We start from the raw sequence: 24,173 nt of genomic DNA, 5'->3' as shown, positions 1-24,173 counted from the left end.
ACTCATCGTCAAGGGGCGCGAGCTGGCGGCGGGATACGCGCTAGCACAGCCTCTGGGCTCCGGCTGGACCGCTCAGGTGGCCGCCTTCCCACCAGCGGCCGAACTCCCTGGCGAGCTCACGTCAGTACGAGAGGCCATCGACGCCATCCGCGATCAGCTGCGTACACCGCTCGGGCCGGTCCGGCCCCTGTACCGGAACGGCCCACTTGATCGAGCGCTTCTCCGCCGACCCGACGGCCCTCCTCACTCACCTCGCCGAGCAAGCCGGCCCGATCGTGTCGGCGCCCGATCCCCTGCCCGACCGCCTGCCGACCGTGCTGACCACCGGCTATCTCGCCGACACCTACCTCGGAGGCCGTACCCGGCAGGCCGGCATCCGTCTCAGTCAGGCCGTGCAGCACACGCTCATCGATGGAGACTCCCGATGATCCTCACCGGTCCCGAGATCACCCAGGCGGCGGCCGACGGCCGCATCCGCATCTCCCCGTTCGAGCCGACGCAGGTCAACCCGAACAGCTACAACGTCCGGCTCGGCGGGACCATGCTCACGTATGCAGCCGACACGCTGGACGCCCACCGGCCGAACTCCACCGTGCCGATCGAGATCGGACCGGACGGCTTCGAGCTCCGGCCGGCCAGCTCTACCTCGGGCACACCATCGAGGAGGTCGGCTCCGACACGTTCGTGCCGCTGCTCTTCGGCCGCTCCTCGGTCGGCCGCCTCGGCCTGTTCGTCGAGATCACCGCGCCCATCGGAGACATCGGCTTCCACGGCCAGTGGACTCTCATGCTCTCCCCAATCCGGCCGCTGCGCGTCTACGCGGGCATGCGCATCGGCCAGATCATGTTCTTCGTGTCCGTCGGCCCGGTGGCGCTCTACGCGGGCAAGTACCAATCCTCCGCCGGCCCCCAGCCCTCCGCGTACTGGCGGGACCTCCCCGCCCTCGGGGCGGTGGCCTCATGATCCTCACCGGCCCCGCCATCGCCGCCGCCAGGGCCGCCGGCGAGATCACCATCGAACCGTACGAGCCGCGGAGGATCTCCCCCAACGCCTACGACTGGCGTCTCGGCGACACCCTGCGCTTCCACGACGGCTCCCTGGACGCGGCGAGGCCGACCGAGTTCCAGGAGGCGCCGATCCCCGCCACCGGGTACGTGCTGAGGCCCGAGGTCCTCTACCTGGGGACGACGTACGAGCGGACCGGCTCGGAGGCTTACGCGCAGTTCCTCAACGGCGACCGGACGATCGGCGCGCTCGGCATCTGGGTCCACGTGTCCGCTCCCCTCGGGCACCAGGGCCACGCAATCCGCTGGACGCTGGAGATCCGCGCCAACCAGCCGGTTCGGGTCTATCCGCGCATGACCTTCGGGAAGCTGGTCTTCCTCCAGGCCCTCGGCGCCACGGCCAGCTACCAGAACCACGGCCTGAAGTACCGGGCCAGCCAGGGCATCGAGACCTCCCGCCTCTACGAGGAGAACCCGGGAGGCCCCGCATGAACCCCACCGTCGTCACCGCCCTCGACCTGCCGTTCCCGAGCCCCGGCGGAAGCGTCGAACTCTTCCTCGACCTGTACACCGGCCGCAGCCCCCTCCTGCCCGCACGGGCCTTCATGCTCGCCCCAGAGCACAGGGGCCTGCGGCCGACCGCACCAGCGGGACTGACCTAGTGCAGGCGCCGGGGAAGTGCCTGACCGGATACGCGTTCCGCCGTTACGTCGCCACACTCCAGCGAGCCCTCGTAGACGCCGTCGACCCAGACGAGGTCGGGGTTCGCCACCTGCAGCACCTCGCCTTCTGCGCCACACCGGCCCTGCTCCGCGCCTTCCCGAAACGCCCCCGGATCGCCCTCGTCCATGGCACCGACCTCCTCTTCGCGGAAGCACACCCCGAACAGCTCGCCACCCTGCGCGGGGCAGCCTGGGCGGCAGACGTCGTCGTGGTACCGACCGGCGCGATGGCCGACCGCCTGCTTCTGCTCGCCCCCGACACCCGCCGTCGCAAGGTGGAGAAGATCCCCTGGGGCATCCAGGACCGCCTCCTCGCCAGCCCTCCACCACGACGCCAGAACCAGCCCTCCAGCCACCTGCGGATCCTGTACGCCGGCCGCCTCACCCCCGAGAAGGGCTTCGACACCCTGCTGGCAGCTCTTCCCCTCACCCGTCCGTGGAGCTGTCCATCGCCGCACCCCGAGCTGAATTCCACGCCCTCCGCCCCCGCCTCCACCAACGCGGAGTACACGTGCACTACCTCGGCTGGCTACGCCGCCCACAGCTCTGGAGGACGTTCGCCGACCACGACGTCCTCGTCATGCCCTCCACGACACTGGAGGCCATGGGCCTCGTCGCGCTCGAAGCCCAGGCATGCGGCCTCCCCGTCCTCTACCAACCCGTTCCCGGCCTCACCGAGTCCCTGGGCGGCACCGGCCTCGCCACCGACTTCGCCGACCCGCACGCCGTCGCCCGCGAACTCGACCGCCTCCGCACCAGCCCCGGCCTCCTGCCGGCGCTCCGCGCCGCCGGCGTCACCAACGCGGCCCGCTTCCCCCTGAGCACCACCGCCACGGCCCTCGCCGAGCTCGGCAGGCGACTCGACTGATCACCCGTGGCGCGCCCGCACCAGGGCCGGCCGTCTCACTACGATCGGAGCACCATGACGCTCGACATCCCGCGCATTGAGCAGCTCCTCCAGGACGGCGTCCGCGACCGGGTGTACCCGGGAGCCGTCTGGGCCGTCGGCGACGCCGAGGGCACGACGGCGAGCGGAGCCGTCGGCCTCCTCGACCCGACCCGTCCCGACGAGCCGATGCGGCTCGACACGGTCTTCGACATCGCCAGCCTGACGGAGATCGTGGCCGTGTGGGCGGTCGTCGGCACCCTCGTCGAGGAGGGAAAGCTCCAGCTCCACACCCCGCTCGGCACCTTCTGGCCCGAGGTCACCGGCCACCCGCACGCCCAGGTCACCACTCACGAGCTTCTGACCCACACGGCCGGCCTGCCTCTCCGCGCCAACCTCAGGAACCTCTACGGCACCGACCCCCAGGACATCCGCGACGGCGTCCTCCACTAAGCTCTCCACCGCGCCCCCAGCGAAGCCGTCGAGTACACCGACCGCGCCGCCCTCATCCTCGGCTACCTGGCCGAGTACCTCGCCGGCCAGCCCCTCGACCTCCTCGCCACAAGCCGGATCTGGGAGCCCCTCGGCATGACCGAGACCCGCTTCGATCCCCTGCCCGCGGACACGATCGTGCGCTGCGCCCCCACCGAACTCGACGAGGAGACCGGAACGCACCTCAAAGGCACCGCCCACGGCTTCTCCGCCCGCCTGCGGCATCGCCGGCACCTTCTCCACCCTCACCGACCTCAGCCGCTTCCTCCAGCACATGCTCCACCCGGCGCAGGCCGCCTTCGGCCCGGCCTGGATCGCCGACTCCCTCCGCATCCGCACCGGCGAACTCACCCCCACCCGCGGCCTCTTCTGGCACCCCGCCCCCGGCACCGATCAACGCGAGGACGTGTGGGTCCACTACGGCTTCACCGGCACCGGCATGTGGATCAACCCGAAGCAGCAGCGCTGGGCCGCCCTCCTCACCAACAAGCTCTACTTCACCCGCAGCCGCGAACGTCTCACCGTGCTTCGTAACTCCTTTTGCAGGGCTGCGTTTTCGGACAGTCACCAAGCTTGAAGCGCTATGCGAGGTGCCCGTCGTCCGTGAATGATGGGCGCATCGCGTGCCAGTTCGGCACGCCGCTCGTTGTGCAAGTCATCGAAGCGCACGTTGCGCACGTAAGGTGCCGCTCGCCGCTTGGGTCTGCCGCACGATCGGGTGACATGTAAGTGGCTTGCCCTGTCGGGCAGGTGGGAAGGATGTCGCTGTGCCCAAGCCCCATCCGGAAGAGTTCCGCCAGGACGTCGTGCGGGTCGCGAGAAACCGCCCCAGGCTTCTGGCCAGGCAGACACCCTCACTCTCTTCTGAGACTGGTCATCCCCAGGCGGTCGCGTCGTACACGGCGCCGTATTGAGTGGCATCGCTGTCGGGGATACACATGGCCTCAGGGCATGCCGGTGTGTCGCCCTCAAGCGACCCACCCACCTCACCGCGTAGGACACGGTCATAGCCCAAGGCCGACGCTGGTAGGCAGGGCTGTCCGCATGTTCGTCGAAGTTGGTCGGAACCAGATCCGTCAGCCACTCGCAGCGATTCACGCAAGACAGCCTCTGCGAGGATCAGCCGTCGATGTGATCACACTGACGGCGTGCAAAGAATGGGACAGCCTCTCTGCCCTGCTGCGCAGCATCCGGGCCGACCTGGGTCGGCCCGGACGTATGGTGTTTTCGGGGTTGGGGTTGGAGCTGGCACGCGATAGGTGGACGGCACCCCTCCTCTGGTCAGTCCTTCACAGCCGCCCAGAAGCCTTGGATCTGCGGGATGTCGGAGTCCTCATCGAGGATGTTGGCGGCGCCGAACTGCAACCTCAGTTTGATCTTCCTAGAGCCCTTCGCAGAGAACTTCTCGCGTCGGGCGAGGCTGGCGTGGGTCAGCCTGTCCACGAAGGGCTTCCACTCGCCTGGGTACTCCTGAGTCCACCTCAGCCGGTTGTCGTCTGGTTGATGGTTGTCCTTGAGGATCAGTGTCGAGGAGGCGTACTCGACAAGGTTCTTCAAGTAGTGGCGAGCAGCTTCCACAGGTACCGGTACGACTGTGCCGGACGTCTCTGGTGCATCGGTGATCCCTACGCCCCGCCTGTTCAGCGCCTCGAGAATGTCCGGACGGCGGTAGAAGAAGAGGCTGGGCCGGAATAGAAGTTCCATCAGGTCCCCGTGCCGTACGCCCCGCAGTCCTGAAAGGTCCGCCTGATCCGCGCCCGCCGTGATCTTCTTGACCCTCGTCTGGTCGAGCTGGATCTTCCATCCGGTACCAGCAGGAAGGGTCAATGACTCCAGCTGGCAGTTGACCAGGGAGGCATTACCCACCTTGGTGTGAGTGAGATCGAGCGGGCCGGCAAACGCGGCATCGACAATTGGCCGGTCAGGCATCTCGGCAGTCTTGCGGAGGAGCTCGGCCCACATGGCACCCAGATTGGTGGCGGTTGTGTCACGGGAAGCGGCGCTGGACTGAACGGCGGGCAGCCGTACGCCTGCCAGGGCGCCCACGAGCAGCTCAGCATCCACTGCTGCTACCACGCCACTCACCGTGCCCGTGCGCCATTCCGATCTGCCCAACAGCCGTTGGAAGGCGGAGAAGCGGCCCGCACGAAGATGCCGTCCGACAATGCCGGCCAAGAAGTTGTCGAAGAACACCTCGTGCTGGAATCTAAACCTGCTGGGCCCGCGCGTCGCCGCATCTGTGGCAAGACCGCACAACACCTGGAGGCGCTCCCGAAGGCCCTCTCGGTCGTCCAGGTCATCGATGTCCAAGGCCGTGGCAGCAGCGAACTCCAGGTCGGTGGAGTCAATCTCCCTTTCACGACCGTCCACCATGATCTCGGCTACGTGCTCGAAGGTGCGTCGCAGTTCGTCTCGGTTCATGAGCCCCGACGCGCCATTCGCCTGATAGGACAGCTTCCGTTCCTCCCGCACCAGGTAGTGGTTCAAGAGCTTCTCGGTGAACGAAGGGCCTTCCGTGTCCGATTTTTCATAGTCGCCCGACAGGCACATCTCGGCGAAGGCCCGCGCGAAGAAAGGGAGCCCCAGTAGCTCTTGGTCTCGGGACGGCAAGCCCTCGAAGCGGGCGGCAGATACACCGTAGTCGTCCAGGAACGACACGATCTCCGCCGGAGTCCACCGCAGCACCTCGGCGATACTGTGGCGCACCGAGGCACTTATCGCCCTACTTGCCCGTTGCACGCTCGATCGATACTGATTCATGTAGTAGGAAGAGCGGGCTGAGACGACGAGCACCCCCCGCCCGCCCAAAGCGTTAAGCCAGTCCTGCAGCGAGTCGATCGCGTCGCTGTATGCTGCTCCGCCCAGGAGTTCATCGAAGCCGTCGATGAGAAGTGCAATGAGTCCTTTTCCACAGAGGACCTTGACACGTTCCGCGGTGAGGTTCTGTGTGAGCGCAACTGCATGGTTGACAGCCGCGTCCAAGTCGTCAAGAACACGCCCTGTTGACTTGACGTAGAGGAACAGCGGCTTGTCTTCCTGACGCTGCTCTACTTCCCGCGACCGATCCAGAGCAGCCTTGACCATTGCCCGGGTCTTACCGATGCCGGCTTCTCCATTGACAAAGAAGACCTGGGTCTGGCCTGTCTCGACCCCGAGATCCGCGTCGACGTCGTCGATCAGTTGAGAGAACGTCTTCTTCTGCGGGTTACCCCCGTCGTATTCCGTAACCTCGACATGGGCCTCCCGGTGGCTACCCACGTCCGGTTTCCAGCCGAGCTGCTCGGCTTCCTCCCGGGCAAGTTGCCGCTCTACCTCCTCCAGCTTGTATCGCAGACGGCTAGCCACGATGGGCCAGTTGGACAGTTTGCGCAGGTACACCCGATACGGCACCCAGTCATGCTCGTCCCGCCACTCGTATCCATCAGGACCGACGCGAAAGTAGTCCCTGCGCAGCTGGGTGCCCTCGCTGACGGACTTACCCCACTCGTAGCCGAAGCCCTGGAGGTGATCGAAGTACTGGGGAGGTGTGCCGACAACATCCGCGAAAGCCTTGAGATCGTCCGCCACCTCGGCCCGGAAAATCTCAGGGAGATCGTCCGGCTTCCTCTTCGGTTTCAACAGCAAGTCCAAAGAGGCGACAAGTTCCTTATTTCTGGGGCGAGAGCGGTAGTTCGCCGCTCCGAAGGCAAGGTAATCAGGCTGATTTCCGGTGTACCGGGCATACACGTACCAGCTGCCATCTGGCCTCGCGTACATGAACGGCCACAGAGAAACACTGGCGCCTTCCCAGGCCACCACGGGTCGCAGCTCCTGGCTCCCGTCGTCCGCGAGAGTGAGCGCGGCTTCGGACAGGCACTCCGCAATGACGTCGGAGATCGCTCGCACGAGGGCGTCCACGACGGGGGACAGCCCCTCCGGGATGGCACCACCATGACTGAGGTGGTCACGGAGGTTCTTTGTCGCCCGGAGCTCCGGAGGAGCCTCGGGGATTCCCTCGTCGTACAGGGCCAGCGCCTCGGTGATTGCCTGGACGACGCGCTGTCCCGGGGAGCCGGGATCGGTGCCACGCAGACGAGCCCGCAGATCCCGGAGTAGCGAGGTCCACTCTCCGAGCCCGGGTGACCTGCCGATATTGACGTGGGGGAGTCCGGACGCCCGCACTGTTGAAAGAGCCAAGAGGGCTAGGAAGCGTGCTTCGAAGTCGAGAGCAGAGAGGCTCTCCTGCACGCTCCGGGACACCTCTGGCGATCTCGGTGCGTATGCGCCTTCCATCCGACGGAAAGCTTCGACAGCCGTGCGATTCACCGATCACCTCGAAACTGGGAAGTAGCAGCGTCGTGCTCCCACGGGAGTTGTGCAGGCAAACTAGCACCAACTGGTCCCATGAACGGGCCTTGTGCTTTGCGGAACGGGCTTCGAGGAGCCCTTTGCCGTTCCGGGCCGAGCCTGTCGCGCCGGCACCCGATCGGCGTCGTCGCTCTCGACGTGCCACCGGAGGTGGACCTCGCGAAGGTCCAGCGGATCCTCGATCACGGCGTGGCGCAGAAGTGGTGGGACACGAAGAGGGCTGTATCACCGATGCCTGGCAGGCAGCGCGGCTGAAATGAAGGGCGTGCGCGCCCGTTACCCACCGACGGCTTCGCTCCAGCTCCCGTCCGGGCCGAGGTGGAGACTCCTGCGTTGCATCCGCCGGCCTGCTTCTTCGAGTGCTGCCCGTTTGTGGGCTCGCCGGGACGTATCCGGGTCCGTGAGGTCGAAACCGAGCAGCGGGACCTCGTCCGGGTCAACGTCCTCGGGCAAGGGCCGGCCTTCCAGGAGGAAGCCGAAGAGGGCTCGAAGGGCTTCGTTGCCCAGTTCCAGAGGGTGGAACGGCAGCGCGTAAGACTCTTCATCCCACTCCGGGTCAGACTCCACGGGCCGGTCACCGGCCCAGTAGGGCATCTCGAAGGGGAATGGTCGCCGATGTTCTCCACGATGCCGCCGTCTGGCGAGAGGCTCAGCGAGCGGCGGAGGCGGCCCTCCTCCCAGACCGCGAAGGCAAGCCAATCCGAGACGCTGTGCAGCGAGTGCAAGATCACGCGACGGCCCGCCGCGGCCTCCAGGAGGTGCGCCGGGAGCTCCGACGGGCGGTCGAACATCAGACGCCGATCGCAGACCAGGTCCACGCCCGGGAAGCTTGCTGCGTACGTGAGTCCCTCCGGCGGGTACGTCGATTCCCCCAGGACCTCTCCCTCCGACGACTCCATCCCCCAGCCCGGGAAGACCTTGGCGATCAACGCCGCCGTTCTCTCAGCCGCCGGCTCGCCAGCCTCCCGCAGCGCGGAGGCCACGTCTCCGTCCGCGTACGCCAGTAGTGCCGTCTTCGCTCCCATGCGACGCACGCTAGCCCCCACCACTGACAGCCCCGCCATCCCGAAAACGCCCGAAGTTCTCGGGAGCGGCCAGCAACTGAGTACGTTCGCACAGGCCAGAGCAAACCCACTCCCCCATCCACCAAGTGCCTTCTAAGCACTGGCCCGGCGCGCTTCCTCGTCCACGACATGGACGTTGACGATCCTCGGCCGGACGGGCCACGGAACGCACGCCAGGGCGAGCCGCATTGCGGTGGACTTGACCGACGACATCGCCCGGGACGGCACGTGGTGCGACGCAGCCGAAGAGGGAGCGCTGGGTGCGCGTCGCCATCCCAGCCAGCTGGCCCTTTCATACGATGCGTAGCCGCCGCACCGGGCCTGGAATCGCTCTCAGCCAGGGGCGATGCCTCTCCGGAAGCGGCGCGCGCCAGCACCACTGCTCCCACCTCCCTTACCGCCTCATCCGCCCGTACAGCGGGTCCGTCTGGCGTCGATGGTGCACAGCTCCACCGCGCCCGATGCCGTGTGCAGCACGGGATCAGCCCGAATGTGGTACGCAGCGGCGCAGCAGAACTCCGCTGGAGATGGACGACGCTCTGTGCTATCGAGTACCGCCCGTGAAGGCTCACCTACCGTGTCGGTGGTGTAGGCCATCGCGGCTGGGTGGAGAGGCTTGCTCAGCGCTGCGTGCCGCTGAAGCTGGCTGGATCTCACCGGACGGTCGGCTCACGACCATGTTGAGCCTTCCTACCATCGACCATTCACTGTATGTGACAACCACCAGGTGGATAGGGTGCGGCACAGCAGCGGGCAGGCGACCAGACCGGACGGATCGGGGGACGGTAGGTGGGATGGCGCGAGGAGATCGCCTCGGCACTCGGCGAGTGGATCGCCATCGAGGGAGGCGCGGGCAAGGAGCCACGCTGGCAACTCGTCGGACGCGCGGCCCGGAGCGGTGATCCGGGCCGGTATGTGGTCGATCTACGGGGCTCCGACATCGGACCGGAACAGCTGGACTCCCTGAGGCTGGCCGGACCGGACAATGACGGCATCGAGACCAAGGGCTTCGCTGTCTCCGAAGCGGTACAGAACGGCTCCCTGCTCACACTGCTGGTACCGGAGTTCGCCGAGATCGCCGACCCTCACCTGTGGATGCTCAAGCAGCCGCCCACCTTCCTGATCGAGGCCCTGCGTGACGGCATCGCGGGGCTGGGTGAACATCCCCTCGCCACTGCTCTCGCGACCGCGACGATCGGCGGCTCCTCGGTGGACGCCGTCGACCCGCCGGGCTTCCATCCTGCCCAGGCGGACGCCTACCGAGCGTGCCTCGGCGAAGGCGTCCACCTGGTGTGGGGGCCGCCGGGCACAGGGAAGACCACCGTCCTCAAGCGGGCCATCGGCGACCTGATCGCCCAGGGTCAGCGTGTGCTGCTGGTGTCGGCGACGAACATCGCCGTGGACAACGCCCTGCTGGGGGTGGTGCGGGAGAAGCGCCACGAGTTCGGTGACATCGTCCGGGTGGGGCCGCCACACCTGCGCGAGGTGGCCGAGGACCCTTCCGTGTCCCTGCCTCTGATGGTCCGGGCCCGCCTGACGGAGGCAGCTGCCCGGCGTGCGGAACTCGAGGCCGAACTCGTCGCCTTCAGGGACCGGGCCCAGCAGTTGACGGTGTTGGAAAGCAACCTTGCAGGATTCGACGCCCCGTCGTACTTCGCGGCGCTGAAGCTCATACGGACGCCCGGACAGGACGTGGCGGCGACGCAAGCCCGGGTGATCGAGGTGGAAGGGCGGCTCAGTCAAGCGGTCCAACGCCTGCACCACCTCGGGGAGGCCATCGGGACAGCACAAGCACGTCAGAGGGCCGCCGAGGCAGTGAAGGACCGCTGGCGCGAAGTCGACGACCTCTCGGAGGAGATCACCCGCGTGCGGGAAGCGGCGGGGAACAGCGAGGCCGACGCCCTGCTCGCGGACGACTACCGCCGCTCCCTGGAGCTGAGGCTGAAGGAACTTGAGGCGAAGGGCGCCGTCGGCAGATGGCGACAGCGCGACACGATCACAGGTCTTCAGGGCGAGCTGGCGAACGCCCGGCGGGCAGCCACCGACGCCCGTGTAGCAGCACAGGAGGCCCGCGCCACCGCGACCGCGCACATCGCCCGTATCGGTGCTCGAGTCAACGCACTAGTCGAGACGATCCCGCTCACCCGGGACCAGATCTCCCGGCTCGAAGCCGACGTCATGTCGCTCGTGGCCGAAAGCAAGCAGGCTGAGCAGCAGGCGCTCGCCCTCGAGCAAGAGGCGATCCGGGCCTCCGAGACCGCCGCCCGCGCCCAACAGGCCCATGATCTGGCCGAACAGGCTGCCAAACGAGGCTGGCCAGCCCAGCATGATCGGGCCGAACGGCTGCGTCCCACCGTGGCCGCCGACCGCACCCGCCGCCCGGAGCTGGAGAAGCAGTACCAGCTGGCTCAGGAAGGATACGAGCGACTCGCCCGCAACGCCCAGGGCGAGATCATCAAGTCCGCCAAGCTGGTCGCCACGACCCTGGCCCGGTTTCGCACCAACCGGACGGTCCTCGAGGGGCCGTACGACGTAGTCCTCGTCGACGAGGCGGGTGCCGCAACCCTCCCCGAGGTCCTGCTCGCCACTGGCAAAGCAGACCGGGCGGCCGTCCTGCTCGGGGACTTCATGCAGCTCGGGCCGGTGATCCCGCCGGCCCTCGGCAACAGCGACCGTCCCGACATCAAGCGGTGGTTGCATCCAGACGTCTTCCAGCACTGCGGCATCCACGAACCGTCGGACGCCGAGGCGCACCCGTCGTGCGTCACGCTCACCGAACAGCACCGTTTCGGCCCCGCCGTCATGCGCCTGGCCAACGATCTCGCGTACGGCGGTGTCCTCATGGGCCGCCCCCAGGTGCTGCGGGAAAGACCGGACAACGACCCCGAGATCGTCCTCATCGACACCGACGGCCTGGACGGGCTGGCTCGCGCCCACCTGACCGGCAGCCGCAAAGGATGGTGGCCCGCCGGGTCGCTCATCGCTCGGGCTCTGGTGGAACTCCATCGCGAGCAGGGCGAGGAGGCCGGCATCGTCACGCCGTACGGCATCCAGGCCGAGGCGACCCTGGAGGCATTGCGCGACGTCGAAGACGCGGGGCGCCCGCTCGCGGAGGTCGGTACAGCCCACCGGTTCCAGGGCCGGGAATTCGACGTCGTCGTCTTCGACACGGTGGAAGGCAGCGGCGACAGCCGCGAGCTGTGGATGGCCCTCGCTCACCGGCAGCCGGGGGCCGACGCCTGGCACCGCAACGGCATCCGCCTGTTCAATGTGGCAGTGACCCGGACGAAGACCCGGCTGTACGTCCTCGCCGGCGGAGCCCGCGTCAGGAACGCCAAGCCCGGAACGGCCCTGGCCCGGCTCGCCGCACTGATCGGGTCCCCGGGCGTTCGCGTCCTGAAGGCCAAGCACCTCATCGCTCCGCCGACGGCCCCGGTCCCGCTCCGCGGCGAGTTCGGCACAGCTCTGGCGGAAGTGCTGGGTCGGCACGTGGAGGTGACCGACGTCCACGACGAGACGACCTTCTACGACACCTTCACCGAGGAGATCAACCGAGCAGAGCGCTCTCTGTGGCTCTGGGCGCCGTGGGTCGCAAAACGGCTCCGCTCCCTGTTGCCCGCCCTCGCGGCCGCCGCCGACCGGGGCGTACGGATCACCGTCTTCATCCGCGACGACACAGACCAGTTGCAGCGCAAGTCTGCGAACCAGGCACTGATCACGGATCTCCGCGCCGTGGCCCACACAGTGATCCCGATGAACGTCATGCACCAGAAGATCGCGGTCTTCGACGAGCAGACTGTACTGCTCGGCAGCCTGAACGCTCTGTCCCAGAGCTGGACGCGGGAGGTGATGGTCGCGATGCGCGGCGCGTACTTCGCCCGCAAGCTGCTCGCGCACGAGCACGCAGAGACCTTCGCCCGCCCACCGAAGTGCGGCCGGTGCCAGGGCACAGAGATCGAGATCCGGCGACGGAAGAACGGCAAATGGTTCTGGCGCTGCTACGCCACCGCGTGCAAGACGACCCCTTCCGGGCGTTTCAATGCCTGGACTCAGGACATACGCCTACGGGGCAGCCGCTAAAGCTCCTCCGGCGGTCGTCCTCCGGGACGGCCGAGAATCGCAACGACGCCGGCGGCGAGTGAGTCGTGCCGGCCTTTCGCGGTGTGCGTCAGTCTGTAAGTCATCTTCAAGAAGCGCGACTGGCTCTAGCAGGCCCGCTCCCGGGCGGTGGTGAGCATCAGCGGCACAGGGCGGTGTCCACGGCGCGTTCGAGAGTCATCCGGGCCGCCTTGTCGGTGAGCTGTATGGTGACCGCGAGATTGGTGGCGCGACCGTCGTCGGTGGCGCCGCCCCGGGTCTCGTACCCCGGGAAGCTGCCGCCGTGGCCCCAGGAGAGGCCGCCGCACGGCAGCGGCCTGCTGACGAGGCCGAGTCCGTAGCGGGCGCCGGGGCCGAAGGTCGCTTCGGCCGGGACGGTGGAGCGCATCTCGGCGAGCTGGGGCGCGGGAAGGAGGCGGCCGGCCAGGAGCGCGGTGAAGAAGCGGTTGAGGTCGGAGCTGGTGGAGACCATCTGGCCTGCCGCCCAGCTCCAGGAGGGTCGATCTCCGTGATGTCGCGCAGCGGCGCGTCCGCCGATTCCCGGTGGTAGCCATGGGGGTGGGGCTCCCGGATGCGCGCGTCACCGGGGCGGGGAAATAGGTGTGGCGCAGCCCAGCACGTCGGACGACGCGCCGGTCTATCTGCTCGGCCAGGGGGCGGCCGGTGACCTTCTGGATGATCAAGCCGACGAGTACGTAGTTGGTGTTGCTGTACTTCCAACTCGTCCCGGGGGCGAAGTCCGCCGGGTGCCGGAGGGCTGTGGCGAGCAGTTCGCGGGGGGTAGTACCGAACGTCGTCCCCGAGGTGGTTGCTGTAGTTGGGAAGTCCACTGGTCTGCTGGAGGAGTTGGCGGACGGTGATGCGCCGTCCGTCGATCCGCTCGCCGCGGACGAGGCCGGGCAGGTAGGTGTCGACGGTGGCGTCCAGGTCCATCATGCGCTCGGCGACGAGCTGGAGGACGACGACCGCGACGAAGGTCTTGGTGTTGCTGCCGATCCGCACCTGCCCGTCGACGGGTACCGGTGCGCCGGCGGCCAGGTCGCCGAGCCCCGCGGTGTACGTCCGCGTGCGGCCGTTCCGGTCCTGGACGCTCGCCAGCGCGGCGGGCATCCCGTCGTCGCGCACCAGCGTGTTCAGGGCCCGCTGAACGGCGTCCGGCCTGGCGGCGGAGGCCTGGGGGCGGCGCCGACAGGACGCCCGGTGTCATGACGCCGCTGGTCAGCGCGGCCGCGGCCGACAGGGCCCGTCGCAGCTGAGGTCCTCGCCGTGTCGGTCCACGCATGAGTCAACTCCTGGGGAATCGTAGGGGCTTCGTTCAGGCCGCCCGGGCCCCGCGAGCCGGGACCGGGCGGGGTGGCGTGCCTCAGCTACACAAAGCCCTGTCCACGGCGTCCTTCACATGCCGCGTGGCCGCCTCGTCCGTCGGGATGCTGGTGACCGCGACGTTGGCGGCGCGGCCGTCGTCGGTGGCGCCGCCGCGGGTCTCGTACCCCGGAATGTCGCCGCCGTGGCCCCAGTAGACGCCGCCGCACGACAGCGGCCTGCTCGTGAGCCCCAGCCCGTAGCGGAGGCCGGAGGTCCCGGCGGGGACCGTCGTGCGCATCTCGGCGAGCTGGGCCGCCGGGAGGAGGCGGCCGCCGAGGAGCGCGCCGAAGAACCGGTTGAGGTCGGAGTTGGTGGAGATCATCTGGCCTGCGGCCCATCCCCACGAGGGGTCCATCTCCGTGTACTCGCGCAGCGGGCTGTCCGTCGGGTTGCGGTGGTAGCCCTTGGGGTGCGGCTCCCGGATGGTCATGTCACCGGGGGCGGGGAAGTACGTGTGGCGCAGCCCGACCGGTTGGATGATGCGCCGGTCGATCTCCTCGGCGAGGGGGCGGCCCGTGACCTTCTGGACGATCAGGCCGGCCAGGATGTAGTTCGTGTTGCTGTACCCCCAGGTCTTCCCGGGAGCCGCGTCGGCCGGGTACCTGAGGGCGATGTCGAGCAGGTCGCGGGGCTCGACGTACCGGTACCTGAACTCGTCGTCGTCGATGTGGCTGCCGTACTCGGGGAGTCCGCTGGTGTGCTGGAGGAGCTGGCGGACGGTGATGCGCCGTCCGTCGATCCCTTCCCCGCGGACGAGGCCGGGCAGGTAGGTGTCGACGGTGGCGTCGAGGCCGATCTTCCCTTCGCCGACCAGCTGCAGGACCACGACCGCCGTGAACGCCTTGGTGTTGCTGCCGATCCGTACCTGGCCGTCCCTGGGCACCTTCGAGCCGGCGGTCACGTCGCCGACTCCTGCGGTGTACGTGCGGGTGCGGCCGTTCCGGTCCTGGACGCTGGCCAGGGCGGCGGGCATGCCGTCGTCGCGCACCAGCGTGTTCAGGGCCCGCTGAACGGCGTCCGGCCTGGCGGCAGCAGAGGGGGCGGAATCGGAGACAGAGGCGGCGGGCGGGGCGAGGACGCCCAGCGTCATGACGCCGATGGCCACCGCAACCGCGGCCGACACGGCTCGTCGCCGCCTGCCGCCCTGCTTCCGGTTCGAGGAAGGAAGGCCCTGCTGGGTGTGAGTACGCATGAGTCAACTCCTGGGAATCGTTTGGTCGGGGCACGATCCTGGTTTCCAGGGCCCTGTGACCGCATCGCGGGAAGGCGGGAGAAATCGCTCCCCCGATCGAGGGAGGCTGCCTGCGGGCTGCCCGGCGATACTGGCGACCATGATCAGGGGAATTCGGCCGCTGCTGCGCGGCTCCACGTATTCCGGTGTGCTGTTCGCCTACGGCGGCGCGCTGGCGAGCCTTCCGCTGCTGCCTCTCGCCCTGTTGCCGGCGCTGTCGTGGCGATCCGCACCTGAGAGCGTGCAGATCGCCCTGGTCCTGCTGGTCTGGGCGGTACTGGTCGGCGTGGTCGGACTGGCGGGCCCCGTACGGCGGGCGCTGGTCGTGTCCGCCCGCCGGATGCTGTGGGTGGCGCTGCCGGATCCGGTGGCCGGTCGCCGGACCTCCGGCTCCCTCGGCCTCGACCGCTGGCGGACCCCGCTCTGGCTGGTGCTCCACATGGCCGTCGGGTGGACCGGGGCGCTGGCGAGCGGGGTGCTGTTCATCATGGGCCTGTCCCTGCCGGGGAACTGGCTCGGCGGCGAGGCGCGGGCGAGTCTGTTCGGCACGTCGGTCCGGGTGTCGGGCGGGTGGAGCTGGGTGATGGCCGCCGTGTGCATCCTGCTGGCGGTGGCCGTGTGCGTACTGGTGACGATGGCCCTGCGGTGGTCGGCGCCGCGGCTGCTGGGGCCGTCGGCGGCCGAACGGCTCGCGCGAGCTGCCGAGCGGGAACTGCTGCTGGCCGAACGCAACCGGATCGCCCACGAGTTGCACGACTCGATCGGGCACACACTGACGGCGGCCACCATCCAGGCGGCGGTGGCGGGCGAGATGCTCTCCGCCGACCCGGCGGCGGCGCGGGCCGCCATGCGCAGCATCGAGGAGTCGACCCGGGCCGCACTGGAGGACCTGGATTACGTACTGGGCGTGCTGCGCGAGGAGCAGTCGGGAACGGCTCCGACCCGGACCCTGGCCGACCTCCCCGAGCTGCTGGACCGCCTGCGGCACGCGGGGGCGGTGGTGGAACCGGAGCTGTCGGGCGAGCTGGCGCAGGTGCAGGGGACGTTCTCCCGGGCGGCGTACCGGATCCTCCAGGAGGGGCTGACGAACGCACTGCGCCACGGGGCGGGCGGCCCGATCGAGGTCCGGGTGGCGGCGGGGCCGGACGGACTGGATCTCACGGTGGTCAACCGGACCGGGGCACGGACGGGTCCGGGCCCGGGCCCGGGGGTCTTCCCGACCTCCGGCCACGGTCTGCCCGGACTGGCCGAGCGCGTCCGGCTGCTGCACGGTGAGTTCCAGGCCGGCCCGCACGGGACGCAGCACTGGCGGCTGGCCGTGCGGCTGCCGGTACGGGCGGCGGCGTGAGTCGATCCGACGGAGGCGAAGGCATGGCTCTCCCCTCCGTCACCAACCTCGACCTCACCAGCCCCGCCGTCACCCTCCTGATCGCGGACGACGACGAGGTGACCCGCAGCGGCCTGCGCATGCTGCTCGCCGCACAGCCGGGGATCACGGTGGTCGGCGAAGCCGTTGACGGCGTCGAGGCGGTCGAACGGGCGCGGAGCCTGCGGCCGGACGTGGTCCTGATGGACGTCCGGATGCCGCGTCGCAACGGGATCGAGGCCACCCGCCAACTGTTGGCCGAAGCGGCCGACCCGCCGAAGGTGGTGGTGATCACCACCTTCGAGAACGACGGCTACGTCACCGCCGCCCTCAGCGCGGGCGCCAGCGGCTTCGTCCTCAAGCGCCTCCCCGTCCGTCAGATCGCCGAGGCGGTCCGGGTGGTGGCGGCGGGCGAAGCGGTCCTCTTCCCGGCCGCGCTGGGCCGCATGGTCGCGCCCCGCCCGCTGGGCTCCGCGGAGGCCCTGCCGCGAGCCGCCCTCACCGGCCGGGAGGAGGAGGTGCTGCGCCTGATGGCCACCGGGCTCTCCAATCCGGAGATCGCGGAGTCCCTCACGGTGAGCCTGGAGACGGTCAAGACCCACGTCGGAAACGTGCTGACCAAGCTCGGCGCCCAGAACCGGACTCATGCGGTGGTGATCGCGTATGAGTCCGGCCTGGTGGTCCCGGGCTTCGCCGGCTGACCGGCTTCCGTTACGGCGTGAACCTGCCCGTCCCGGGGATGTCGCGCCGCCGTGCTGACGTCTCAGCTGTTGGCGGTGACCGAGGCTCCGGTCACCGGCCGCTTCGGGCCGGCAGTTGGCCGCAGTCGCCGCCGGCGCACTTGCTCAGCCAGTCGGCGAAGTCGGCGTCGTACTTGGTGCCGATGGTGTCGCGGAGCAGCTTGTGGGCCGCGTCGTACTCGCCTGCGCGGTAGTGGCCGAGCAGGGTGGTCACGTCCTCGGGGTGCGACTGGAGCATGTAACGGACGCCCAGGTAGCCCCACTGGTAGATACGGGTGGTGTCGGCGTTGTCGTAGGTGGTGCCGAAGAGCTGGCTGAGCTTGTAGGTCTTCTTGCCCGCCTCCTCGATCGCCCTGTCGTAGGTGACGCCGCGGTACGAGTAGGAGACGTACTCGGCGAAACCTTCGATCCACATCACGGTCGGGGTGGTCTGCCCGGCGGCGAAGTCGCCGTACATGTTGAAGCGGCCGTCGAGGTAGTGGGTGTACTCGTGGTTGAGGTTCCAGATCTGGAAGGCGCCGTCCTGGGCCGGCTGCTCGTAGGCGATGAAGCGCGGCTGGTTGCCCTCGGCGGCCGGGTCGCCCTCCAGGTACATGCCGCCGTTGTTGGTGTCGATCCCGAAGACGACACCGGCGTAGGTCTTGTAGTCGGTGCTGGAGTTGAAGGCGACGATCTCGATGTTGGTGTTGTTGTCGTCCTTGACCGGGCCGTTGTCCTTGACGATGCCGTGGAAGACCGGGTCCTGCTTGAGGACGCTGTCGCACGTGGCCGAGAGTTCGGACGCGGTCAGCTCCTGCGCGAGGATCTTCGCGCTCGGACCGCATGTGTGCTCGACCGTCAGAACGGCGTCGCGCACGCGCTTCTGCAGGTCACAGGTCTCGTACTCGGCGCAGTTCTCCTTGTCGAACTCGTCCGTCATCTCGGCGAGGCCGACCCAGAGCGGGGCGGTGCGCCCCGTGATCTCGCTACGGCCGAGCAGCTCCTTGACCAACGGCTTGACGGTGTCCTTGAGCTCGGCGTGCCGCAGGAACCGGCCGAGTTCGCGTCCGGCGTTGCTGGCCAGGTAGGACTTGTCGGTGCCGAGCAGATCGTCGTGGGCGACGGCGAAGTCGCGCATTCCGGTGAGGACGCTGGGGTCCGCCTTCACGGCTTCCACGAACTCGGGCAGCTGGTGGCCGCGGAAGAGCACGGTGTAGGTGTTGTTGACGGCCGCGACCATCCCGTAGAACGGGTCGTACGACGCGTTGTAGTCCTTCTGCAGACGCTTGACCACCCCGAGATAGCGGGCGTTCTCCTCGGAGCTGTCGATCAGGGTGACCGTCTCGGCCAGGGTCTCGCCGTTGGCCTCGGTGACGTCGAAGGCGTGGGACGAACCGAAGAAGCCGTCCAGGGCGCCCTGAATGGCGCTCTTCAGCGTCGGGCCGTATTCGCCGACGTTGTCCGGCTGGTTGTACTGGATGTAGTAGCCGGCGCGCAGGTACAGCACCACCTGGGATGCGGAAGTGCTGTTGTTCCCCGGGTAGTTGGTCGCGACGTCCTTGAGTGCGTTCGCCACCGTGACCATCTGTTCCTCGCGGAAGAGGGCCCTGGAGTCGTTACCGGTCACGCTGAACAGCGTGTTGATGCAGGTGGTTTCCGACTGCTTGATCTGCTCGACCAGGGCAGCGCCGGTCTTCGAGGTGAAGTCGCTGACGTTGCACTCCGCCGCGGCCTTCGCCGCGGAGCGGGCCTGCTTGCGCTCCGCGGCGTTCTGGGCTGCGGGGAGCGGAGGGCGTTGCGCGGAGTGCGACGTCTTCGCGGCCGATCGCGCGGGGTCGGCGGCGTGTCCGGGTGCGAGATCGGCGGCAAGCACGGTGGCGGAGGCGGGCTGCGGGGCGGTGGCCGACCTCGGTACGGGCTTGGGCGCCCCAGCGTCGGCCGGGGTCGCCGCGCCATTGGGAGCGAGCATGGTGAGCCCCAGGCCGGCGGCGGCCGCGGTGGATATCAGCAGTTGGGCGAGTTTCCAGCGGGTGGGGGGTTTGCGCATAACGATGGCCTCCAGGCCGGTCGGCAGCCGTGCGTGGGGGCACGGCGGTGGGGGGTGCGGACCGTGATGGCAACGGAAGTTGAGCTCTCCGCAGCTGTCATGCCCACGGAAAGTGTGACCGTACAATTTCACACTTCACATGGCAGCGAAAGAGGGCCACGGGCAAAAAGAAGAGGCCTCCACGGGTGGTTCCACCCGTGGAGGTCGGCGCCGTGAGGCTCTGATTCGATATGTGTCAACATAGACAGGAATCGATATTCTGACCCCGGCGTGTCAACATAGACGCATGTCGAATACCGAGGTTCTGCCGCTTCTGGAGCCCGAGGCCGTCGCGCCCTGCTGCCCGCCGCTGGCCGAGCGCCCGATGTCCGCCGACGAGGCCGTGGTCGCGGCGAAGATGTTCAAGGCCCTCGGGGACCCCGTTCGCCTGCGCCTGTTCTCCGCCGTCGCCTCCCACGAGGGCGGCGAGGCGTGCGTGTGCGACATCTCCGACGTGGGCGTGTCCCAGCCGACCGTCTCCCACCACCTGAAGAAGCTGAAGGACGCCGGGCTGCTCTCCTCGGAGCGGCGGGGCACGTGGGTGTACTACCGGGTCGAGCCCGCCGTGCTCGCCGCGATGGGCGCGCTGCTGGCCGGCGCCGCGGAAGCGGCGTGAGCGCGGTGCGGACGGGACCGCGGATCGAACCGCGGATCGAGCCGCTGCTGCCCGAGCACGCCGATCAGGTCCTGGCGATCTACCAGGCCGGGATCTACGAGGGCGACGCCACCTTCGAGACCCGGGCGCCCGAGTGGGCGGTCTTCGACAAGGGAAGGCTTGCCGAGCACCGTTTCGTCGCGCTGGACGAGCCCGGGGCCGTGCTGGGCTGGGTGGCGGCGAGCCTGGTCTCGGAGCGGTGCGCGTACGCGGGCGTAGTCGAGCACTCCGTGTACGTTCACCCGGGCGCGCGCGGCCGGGGGGTCGCCCGCGCTCTGCTGGACGCGCTGATCGCCTCCACCGAAGCGGCCGGGATCTGGACGATCCAGTCCGGGATCTTCCCCGAGAACACCGCCAGCCTCGCTCTGCACGCGCGCGCGGGCTTCCGGGTCGTCGGCACACGCGAGCGCATCGGCCGGCATCAGGGGGTATGGCGGGACGTGGTCCTGCTGGAGCGCAGGAGCACGCTGATCACCTGACGGCGCTCCCTTCGTCCGCGTCCACAACGCCGGCCGCTCCCAGATGGCCGCCGGATTCCTGCGCGCCGTAATAGAGCGTCGCGCTCGGGTCCTTGGCATGACGCGCGGGATACTGGATACACGCAGTTCAGCGGCGGAGGACGGGACCACCATGCTCTCCCCCTGTCCCGCCCTCCGCCCACCCAGGCGATCAGGGGCACATCGGTGGTTCAGATGCGATGGCAGGCTTTTCTCGACGCGGTCCGCGAGCGCGGTGAATACCCCTCGGACCATGAGGCCGAACGCGCGGCCCGCACCGTCCTCGCCCTGCTGGGCGCACATCTGGTGGGTGAGGAGCGGGCGGAGCTGGCCGGTCGGCTTCCCGACACCTTCGCGTTGATCCTGCTCAATCCGCTCCAGGCCGCGGAACCGCTCGATCCGGACCGGTTCGTGCGGGCGACGGCGGCCTGGATCGAGGGGGCCAGCGAGGAGACCGCGAAGTGGGACGTGAGCGCGGTCCTGAGTGTGGTGGCCGACGCTGCGGGCGAGGATCTCATGAGTCGCGTACTGCTCCAGCTGCCGCCCGGCTACGAGCTGCTCTTCGGCCGACCCCGGCCCACCTGACCAAGCCCCGGCCGGCCTGAGCAGGCCCCGGCCTGGCTGTCACCGGGCACGACTGTCGACCGTGGGTGTACACCCCAGGTCCGACGACGGCCGATGATCACATCGTTACGATCATCGACATGCAGGCGACGCCCCTTCTTCCTCCGCTCACGCGCGTATCGGCCGGCGCGTGGACGGCGGCGGCCTGGGCCGCGGGTGTCGCGTTCACCTTTCTCATCCGGGTACGGCTGCCGGGCGAGACGGGTCCGACGGTCCTGCCCGGGGTCATCTTCTTCCGCTGGGAGGGCGTGACGGCGCTGGTGGTGTCGACCGCCATGGCTCTGTACGCCGCCCGGCTCCTCGACCGGCGGCCGCTGGGCGCCCTGCCTCTGCTGCTGGCCGCGTCCGCGGTCGCGACGGTTCCGCTGGGGGTGGGCGGCATCCCGTTGGCGCAGTTCCTCGCGGTCGATGTCACGCTGTACTTCGTCGCCGCCGCCCGTGCGCGCCGGAGCGCGCTCGCCGCCCTCGCGACGGCGCTCGGCACGCTGGTCGGCTACCTCGCCATCCGCGTGCTGATGGGCTGGAACGTCGACACCGCGGCGCAGCTGACGGTGGCTCTGATCGCCGTGATCGCCTGGCTGTTGGGCAGGTCGGCGCACCAGGCCCGGGTCCACGCCGAACAGGCGCGCGCCCAGGCGGCCGCGCGGGCGGTCACCGCCGAACGGCTGCGGATAGCACGCGAGTTGCACGACATGGTCGCGCACAGCATCGGCATCATCGCCCTGCAGGCGGGTGCGGCGCGCCGAGTCGTGGAGGCCCGGCCGGCGGCGGCCGAGGAGGCTCTGGCGGCGATCGAGACCGCCGGACGCGAGACGCTGTCGGGGCTGCGCGGGATGCTCGGGGCGCTGCGCCAGGCCGAGCCGGGCGGGGAGGCGGGCGAGGAGGCCGGGCCGGCGCCGCTGGAACCGGCCCAGGGCCTGGCCGACCTGGAGCGCCTGGCGGAGGCGACGACGGGCGCCGGGGTCCGGGTCGAGGTGGAGTGGCGGGGCGAGCGGGGCGAGCTGCCCCCGGAGATCGACCTGTCCGCGTACCGGATCGTGCAGGAGGCGGTCACCAATGTCGTACGGCACGCGGGCGCGGACTCGTGCCGGGTGATCGTCGACCGGCGCGAGGGCGAGCTGTCGCTGGAGATCCTCGACCGGGGCCACGGCCACGGTCTCGGCCGTACGACGGGCTCCGGGCAGGACTGCGGCTGGGGGCTGGCCGGCATGCGTGAGCGGGTCGCCCTGCTGCACGGCGAGTTCTCCGCCGCACCCCGTCCCGACGGCGGCTTCCGGGTGACCGCCCGGCTGCCCGTACCCGCACCGACCACCGAAGCGCCGCCCACCACAGGACCGACCACCACAGGAGTGTCATGACCGTCCGTGTACTGCTCGCCGACGACCAGGAGCTGATACGCGCCGCCCTGCGGATGGTCATCACGGAGGCCGAGGATCTGGAGGTCGTCGGGGAGGCGGCGAACGGCGCCGAGGCGGTCCGGCTCACCGAGGAGCTGCGCCCGGACGTCGTCGTGATGGACATCCGGATGCCGGGGATGGACGGGATCGAGGCGACCCGGCGGATCACCGCGGGGCCGGCCGACGCGCATGTGATCGTCCTGACGACCTTCGACGACGACGAGTACGTCTACGGCTCCCTGCGTTCCGGGGCGTCCGGGTTCCTCGTCAAGGACATGGCGCTGGACGACATCCTGGCGGCCATCCGGGTGGTGGCCGCGGGGGACGGTCTCATCGCGCCGAGCGTCACCCGCCGCCTGATCAGGGAGTTCGCCGGCCGCGCCGAGTCCGTACGGCCGCACCGCGAGGTCGAGGGGGTCACCGAGCGGGAGCGTGAGGTGCTGACGCTGGTCGGCGGTGGGCTGTCCAACACGGAGATCGCGGAGCGGCTGTTCATCAGCGTCGCGACCGCCAAGACGTATGTGACCCGGCTGCTGGCAAAGCTCGGCGCCCGGGACCGGGTGCAGCTGGTCATCATCGCCTACGAGGCGGGGCTGGTCTCCCCGACCCGGTGACGGCGGATCGCGCCCTCGGCCGGGCCGCGAGGACGCACGGTCACACCCACGCCGTCCCGAGCTTGTCCCGGTGCCCGGCCAGCCAGGTCGCGAAGGACTGCAGGGCCGGGTTCAGGGCGCGTACGGCGTCCAGGTCGCGGGCGCCGATGAACCGGGCCTCGCAGTCGGCGTAGAACTGGAACATGTTGCCGGCCTCTTCGGCGCCCGGGAAGCCCTGGGCCCGGAACGCGTCCGGCTCCAGGGGCTGGTAGACGACCGGCAGATCGGTCGACTCCGCGATGGCGTGGGCCATCTCGGTGACGGTCAGATGCTCACCGGCGATACTGACCGTGCTGCCGATCAGGTCGGTGCCGCGCTTCAAGATTCCCAGGGCGGTCCGGCCGACGTCGTCGACGGCGAGCCCGGAGAGCCGCTTGTCCCCCATGGGGAAGGAGATCCGGTAGGTGCCATCGTCGGCGCGCTGGGGAGCGAACATCCTGAGCAGGTTCTCCCAGAAGAACGTGAGCCGCAGACAGGTGGTCGGCACGCCGCCTTCGGTGAAGAAGGCGTCGGCCTCCGCCTTGGCGTCGAAGTGGGGGACGTTGTAGTGGCCCTGGAGGACGGGCATGCGCGGATCGTCGAGCGGGATGCACTCACGGGTGTCCTCCAGGGTGGACCAGACGGCGTGCTGTACGCCCACATGGGCACAGGCCTGGGCCATCGCCGCGGCCTGGGCCTTCTCCCGTTCCCCGGACATGTGTTCCCAGAAGTTGGTCATCAGGAAGGCGCCGTACGAGCCCTCGATGGCGGGTGCGAGGGTCGGCTCGTCGTCGGAGTCGGCCTGGACCACCTCGACGCCGAGCCGGTCCAGCTCACGGGCGGCGTCCGACTCGGGGTGCCGGGTGACGGCCCGTACGGCGAACTCTCCGTCGTCGAGAATGGCGCGGGCGAGTCCGCCGCCCTGCGCGCCGGTCGCGCCGAACACCGTGATGATCTTCTTCTCCGGCATGAGATCTCCATCGTTACG

At 69.1% G+C, this 24,173-nt stretch carries 15 protein-coding genes and 6 pseudogenes; 13 read left to right on the top strand and 8 right to left on the bottom strand.

What is annotated here, in order from left to right; genetic code table 11:
• Positions 1-206: 206 nt before the first annotated feature.
• The 5 genes and pseudogenes from ACZ7LT_RS12715 (at position 207) to ACZ7LT_RS12695 (ending at position 3,681) form a co-directional block, all read left to right on the top strand.
• Positions 207-428 (top strand): hypothetical protein, encoded by a 222-nt coding sequence (locus tag ACZ7LT_RS12715; protein WP_471236017.1) that lies wholly within the window; start codon positions 207-209, stop codon positions 426-428.
• A pseudogene (dcd, locus tag ACZ7LT_RS12710) lies at positions 425-963 on the top strand (dCTP deaminase). The gene ACZ7LT_RS12715 and the pseudogene dcd overlap by 4 nt, the downstream one beginning before the upstream one ends.
• Positions 960-1,496 (top strand): dCTP deaminase, encoded by a 537-nt coding sequence (locus tag ACZ7LT_RS12705; protein WP_471236016.1) that lies wholly within the window; start codon positions 960-962, stop codon positions 1,494-1,496. Before dcd ends, ACZ7LT_RS12705 begins: the two are co-directional and overlap by 4 nt.
• Positions 1,493-2,594 (top strand): annotated as a pseudogene (locus tag ACZ7LT_RS12700) (glycosyltransferase family 4 protein). The gene ACZ7LT_RS12705 and the pseudogene ACZ7LT_RS12700 overlap by 4 nt, the downstream one beginning before the upstream one ends.
• A gap of 54 nt (positions 2,595-2,648) precedes the next feature.
• Positions 2,649-3,681: pseudogene (locus ACZ7LT_RS12695) on the top strand (serine hydrolase domain-containing protein).
• Positions 3,682-4,385: 704 nt separating this feature from the next.
• On the opposite strand, the gene ACZ7LT_RS12690 reads toward ACZ7LT_RS12695, so the two are convergent.
• Positions 4,386-7,331 (bottom strand): NACHT domain-containing protein, encoded by a 2,946-nt coding sequence (locus ACZ7LT_RS12690; RefSeq protein ID WP_471236015.1) that lies wholly within the window; start codon positions 7,329-7,331, stop codon positions 4,386-4,388.
• A 396-nt stretch (positions 7,332-7,727) separates the two neighbouring features.
• A pseudogene (locus tag ACZ7LT_RS12685) lies at positions 7,728-8,476 on the bottom strand (DUF6928 family protein).
• Positions 8,477-9,304: 828 nt separating this feature from the next.
• On the opposite strand from ACZ7LT_RS12685, the gene ACZ7LT_RS12680 reads away from it, so the two are divergent.
• On the top strand, positions 9,305-12,595 hold the full coding sequence (locus ACZ7LT_RS12680; RefSeq protein ID WP_471236014.1) for a DEAD/DEAH box helicase: 3,291 nt from the start codon (positions 9,305-9,307) through the stop codon (positions 12,593-12,595).
• A gap of 157 nt (positions 12,596-12,752) precedes the next feature.
• Here ACZ7LT_RS12680 and ACZ7LT_RS12675 read toward each other — a convergent pair whose 3' ends face one another.
• The 4 genes and pseudogenes from ACZ7LT_RS12675 to ACZ7LT_RS12660 all read right to left on the bottom strand — a co-directional run bounded on the left by ACZ7LT_RS12675 (position 12,753) and on the right by ACZ7LT_RS12660 (position 15,170).
• Positions 12,753-13,151 carry a serine hydrolase gene (locus tag ACZ7LT_RS12675; RefSeq protein WP_471236344.1) on the bottom strand — a complete coding sequence of 133 codons (399 nt, stop codon included), beginning with the start codon at positions 13,149-13,151 and terminating at the stop codon, positions 12,753-12,755.
• Between the two features lie 100 nt (positions 13,152-13,251).
• Positions 13,252-13,443, bottom strand: a pseudogene (locus ACZ7LT_RS12670) (serine hydrolase); the annotation flags it as partial.
• Between the two features lie 22 nt (positions 13,444-13,465).
• Positions 13,466-13,723 (bottom strand): annotated as a pseudogene (locus ACZ7LT_RS12665) (serine hydrolase); the annotation flags it as partial.
• Between the two features lie 253 nt (positions 13,724-13,976).
• Positions 13,977-15,170, bottom strand: coding sequence for a serine hydrolase domain-containing protein (locus ACZ7LT_RS12660; RefSeq protein WP_471236013.1), 1,194 nt, complete (start codon positions 15,168-15,170; stop codon positions 13,977-13,979).
• A gap of 139 nt (positions 15,171-15,309) precedes the next feature.
• On the opposite strand from ACZ7LT_RS12660, the gene ACZ7LT_RS12655 reads away from it, so the two are divergent.
• Positions 15,310-16,557: a sensor histidine kinase gene (locus ACZ7LT_RS12655; protein ID WP_471236012.1), complete on the top strand. Its 1,248-nt coding sequence runs from the start codon at positions 15,310-15,312 to the stop codon at positions 16,555-16,557.
• Between the two features lie 23 nt (positions 16,558-16,580).
• Positions 16,581-17,276 carry a response regulator transcription factor gene (locus ACZ7LT_RS12650; protein WP_471236011.1) on the top strand — a complete coding sequence of 232 codons (696 nt, stop codon included), beginning with the start codon at positions 16,581-16,583 and terminating at the stop codon, positions 17,274-17,276.
• Positions 17,277-17,367: 91 nt separating this feature from the next.
• Here ACZ7LT_RS12650 and ACZ7LT_RS12645 read toward each other — a convergent pair whose 3' ends face one another.
• A complete protein-coding gene (locus ACZ7LT_RS12645; RefSeq protein WP_471236010.1) occupies positions 17,368-19,341 on the bottom strand; it encodes a collagenase in 1,974 nt (657 codons plus the stop codon).
• A 286-nt stretch (positions 19,342-19,627) separates the two neighbouring features.
• Here ACZ7LT_RS12645 and ACZ7LT_RS12640 point away from each other — a divergent pair, with 286 nt between their 5' ends.
• The 5 genes from ACZ7LT_RS12640 to ACZ7LT_RS12620 all read left to right on the top strand — a co-directional run bounded on the left by ACZ7LT_RS12640 (position 19,628) and on the right by ACZ7LT_RS12620 (position 23,167).
• The gene (locus tag ACZ7LT_RS12640; RefSeq protein WP_471236009.1) at positions 19,628-19,996 is read left to right on the top strand and encodes an ArsR/SmtB family transcription factor; all 369 of its coding nucleotides are present in this window, start codon (positions 19,628-19,630) and stop codon (positions 19,994-19,996) included.
• Entirely contained in the window at positions 19,993-20,514 is a 522-nt protein-coding gene (locus tag ACZ7LT_RS12635; RefSeq protein WP_471236008.1) for a GNAT family N-acetyltransferase, read from the top strand. The genes ACZ7LT_RS12640 and ACZ7LT_RS12635 overlap by 4 nt, the downstream gene beginning before the upstream one ends.
• 213 nt (positions 20,515-20,727) lie before the next feature.
• Positions 20,728-21,117 (top strand): DUF2267 domain-containing protein, encoded by a 390-nt coding sequence (locus ACZ7LT_RS12630; RefSeq protein ID WP_471236343.1) that lies wholly within the window; start codon positions 20,728-20,730, stop codon positions 21,115-21,117.
• Between the two features lie 119 nt (positions 21,118-21,236).
• Positions 21,237-22,514, top strand: a complete 1,278-nt coding sequence (locus ACZ7LT_RS12625) for a sensor histidine kinase (RefSeq protein WP_471236007.1) — start codon at positions 21,237-21,239, stop codon at positions 22,512-22,514.
• On the top strand, positions 22,511-23,167 hold the full coding sequence (locus ACZ7LT_RS12620) for a response regulator (RefSeq protein WP_471236006.1): 657 nt from the start codon (positions 22,511-22,513) through the stop codon (positions 23,165-23,167). The genes ACZ7LT_RS12625 and ACZ7LT_RS12620 overlap by 4 nt, the downstream gene beginning before the upstream one ends.
• A gap of 40 nt (positions 23,168-23,207) precedes the next feature.
• Here ACZ7LT_RS12620 and ACZ7LT_RS12615 read toward each other — a convergent pair whose 3' ends face one another.
• Complete coding sequence (locus ACZ7LT_RS12615; protein ID WP_471236005.1) at positions 23,208-24,155, bottom strand: NmrA/HSCARG family protein; 948 nt, start codon at positions 24,153-24,155, stop codon at positions 23,208-23,210.
• Positions 24,156-24,173: the final 18 nt, after the last annotated feature.

This window comes from Streptomyces sp. NPDC039465 (genome assembly GCF_055639315.1).
Note: the sequence above shows the minus strand (reverse complement) of the source record. Positions and strands in the feature narration are given on the sequence as shown.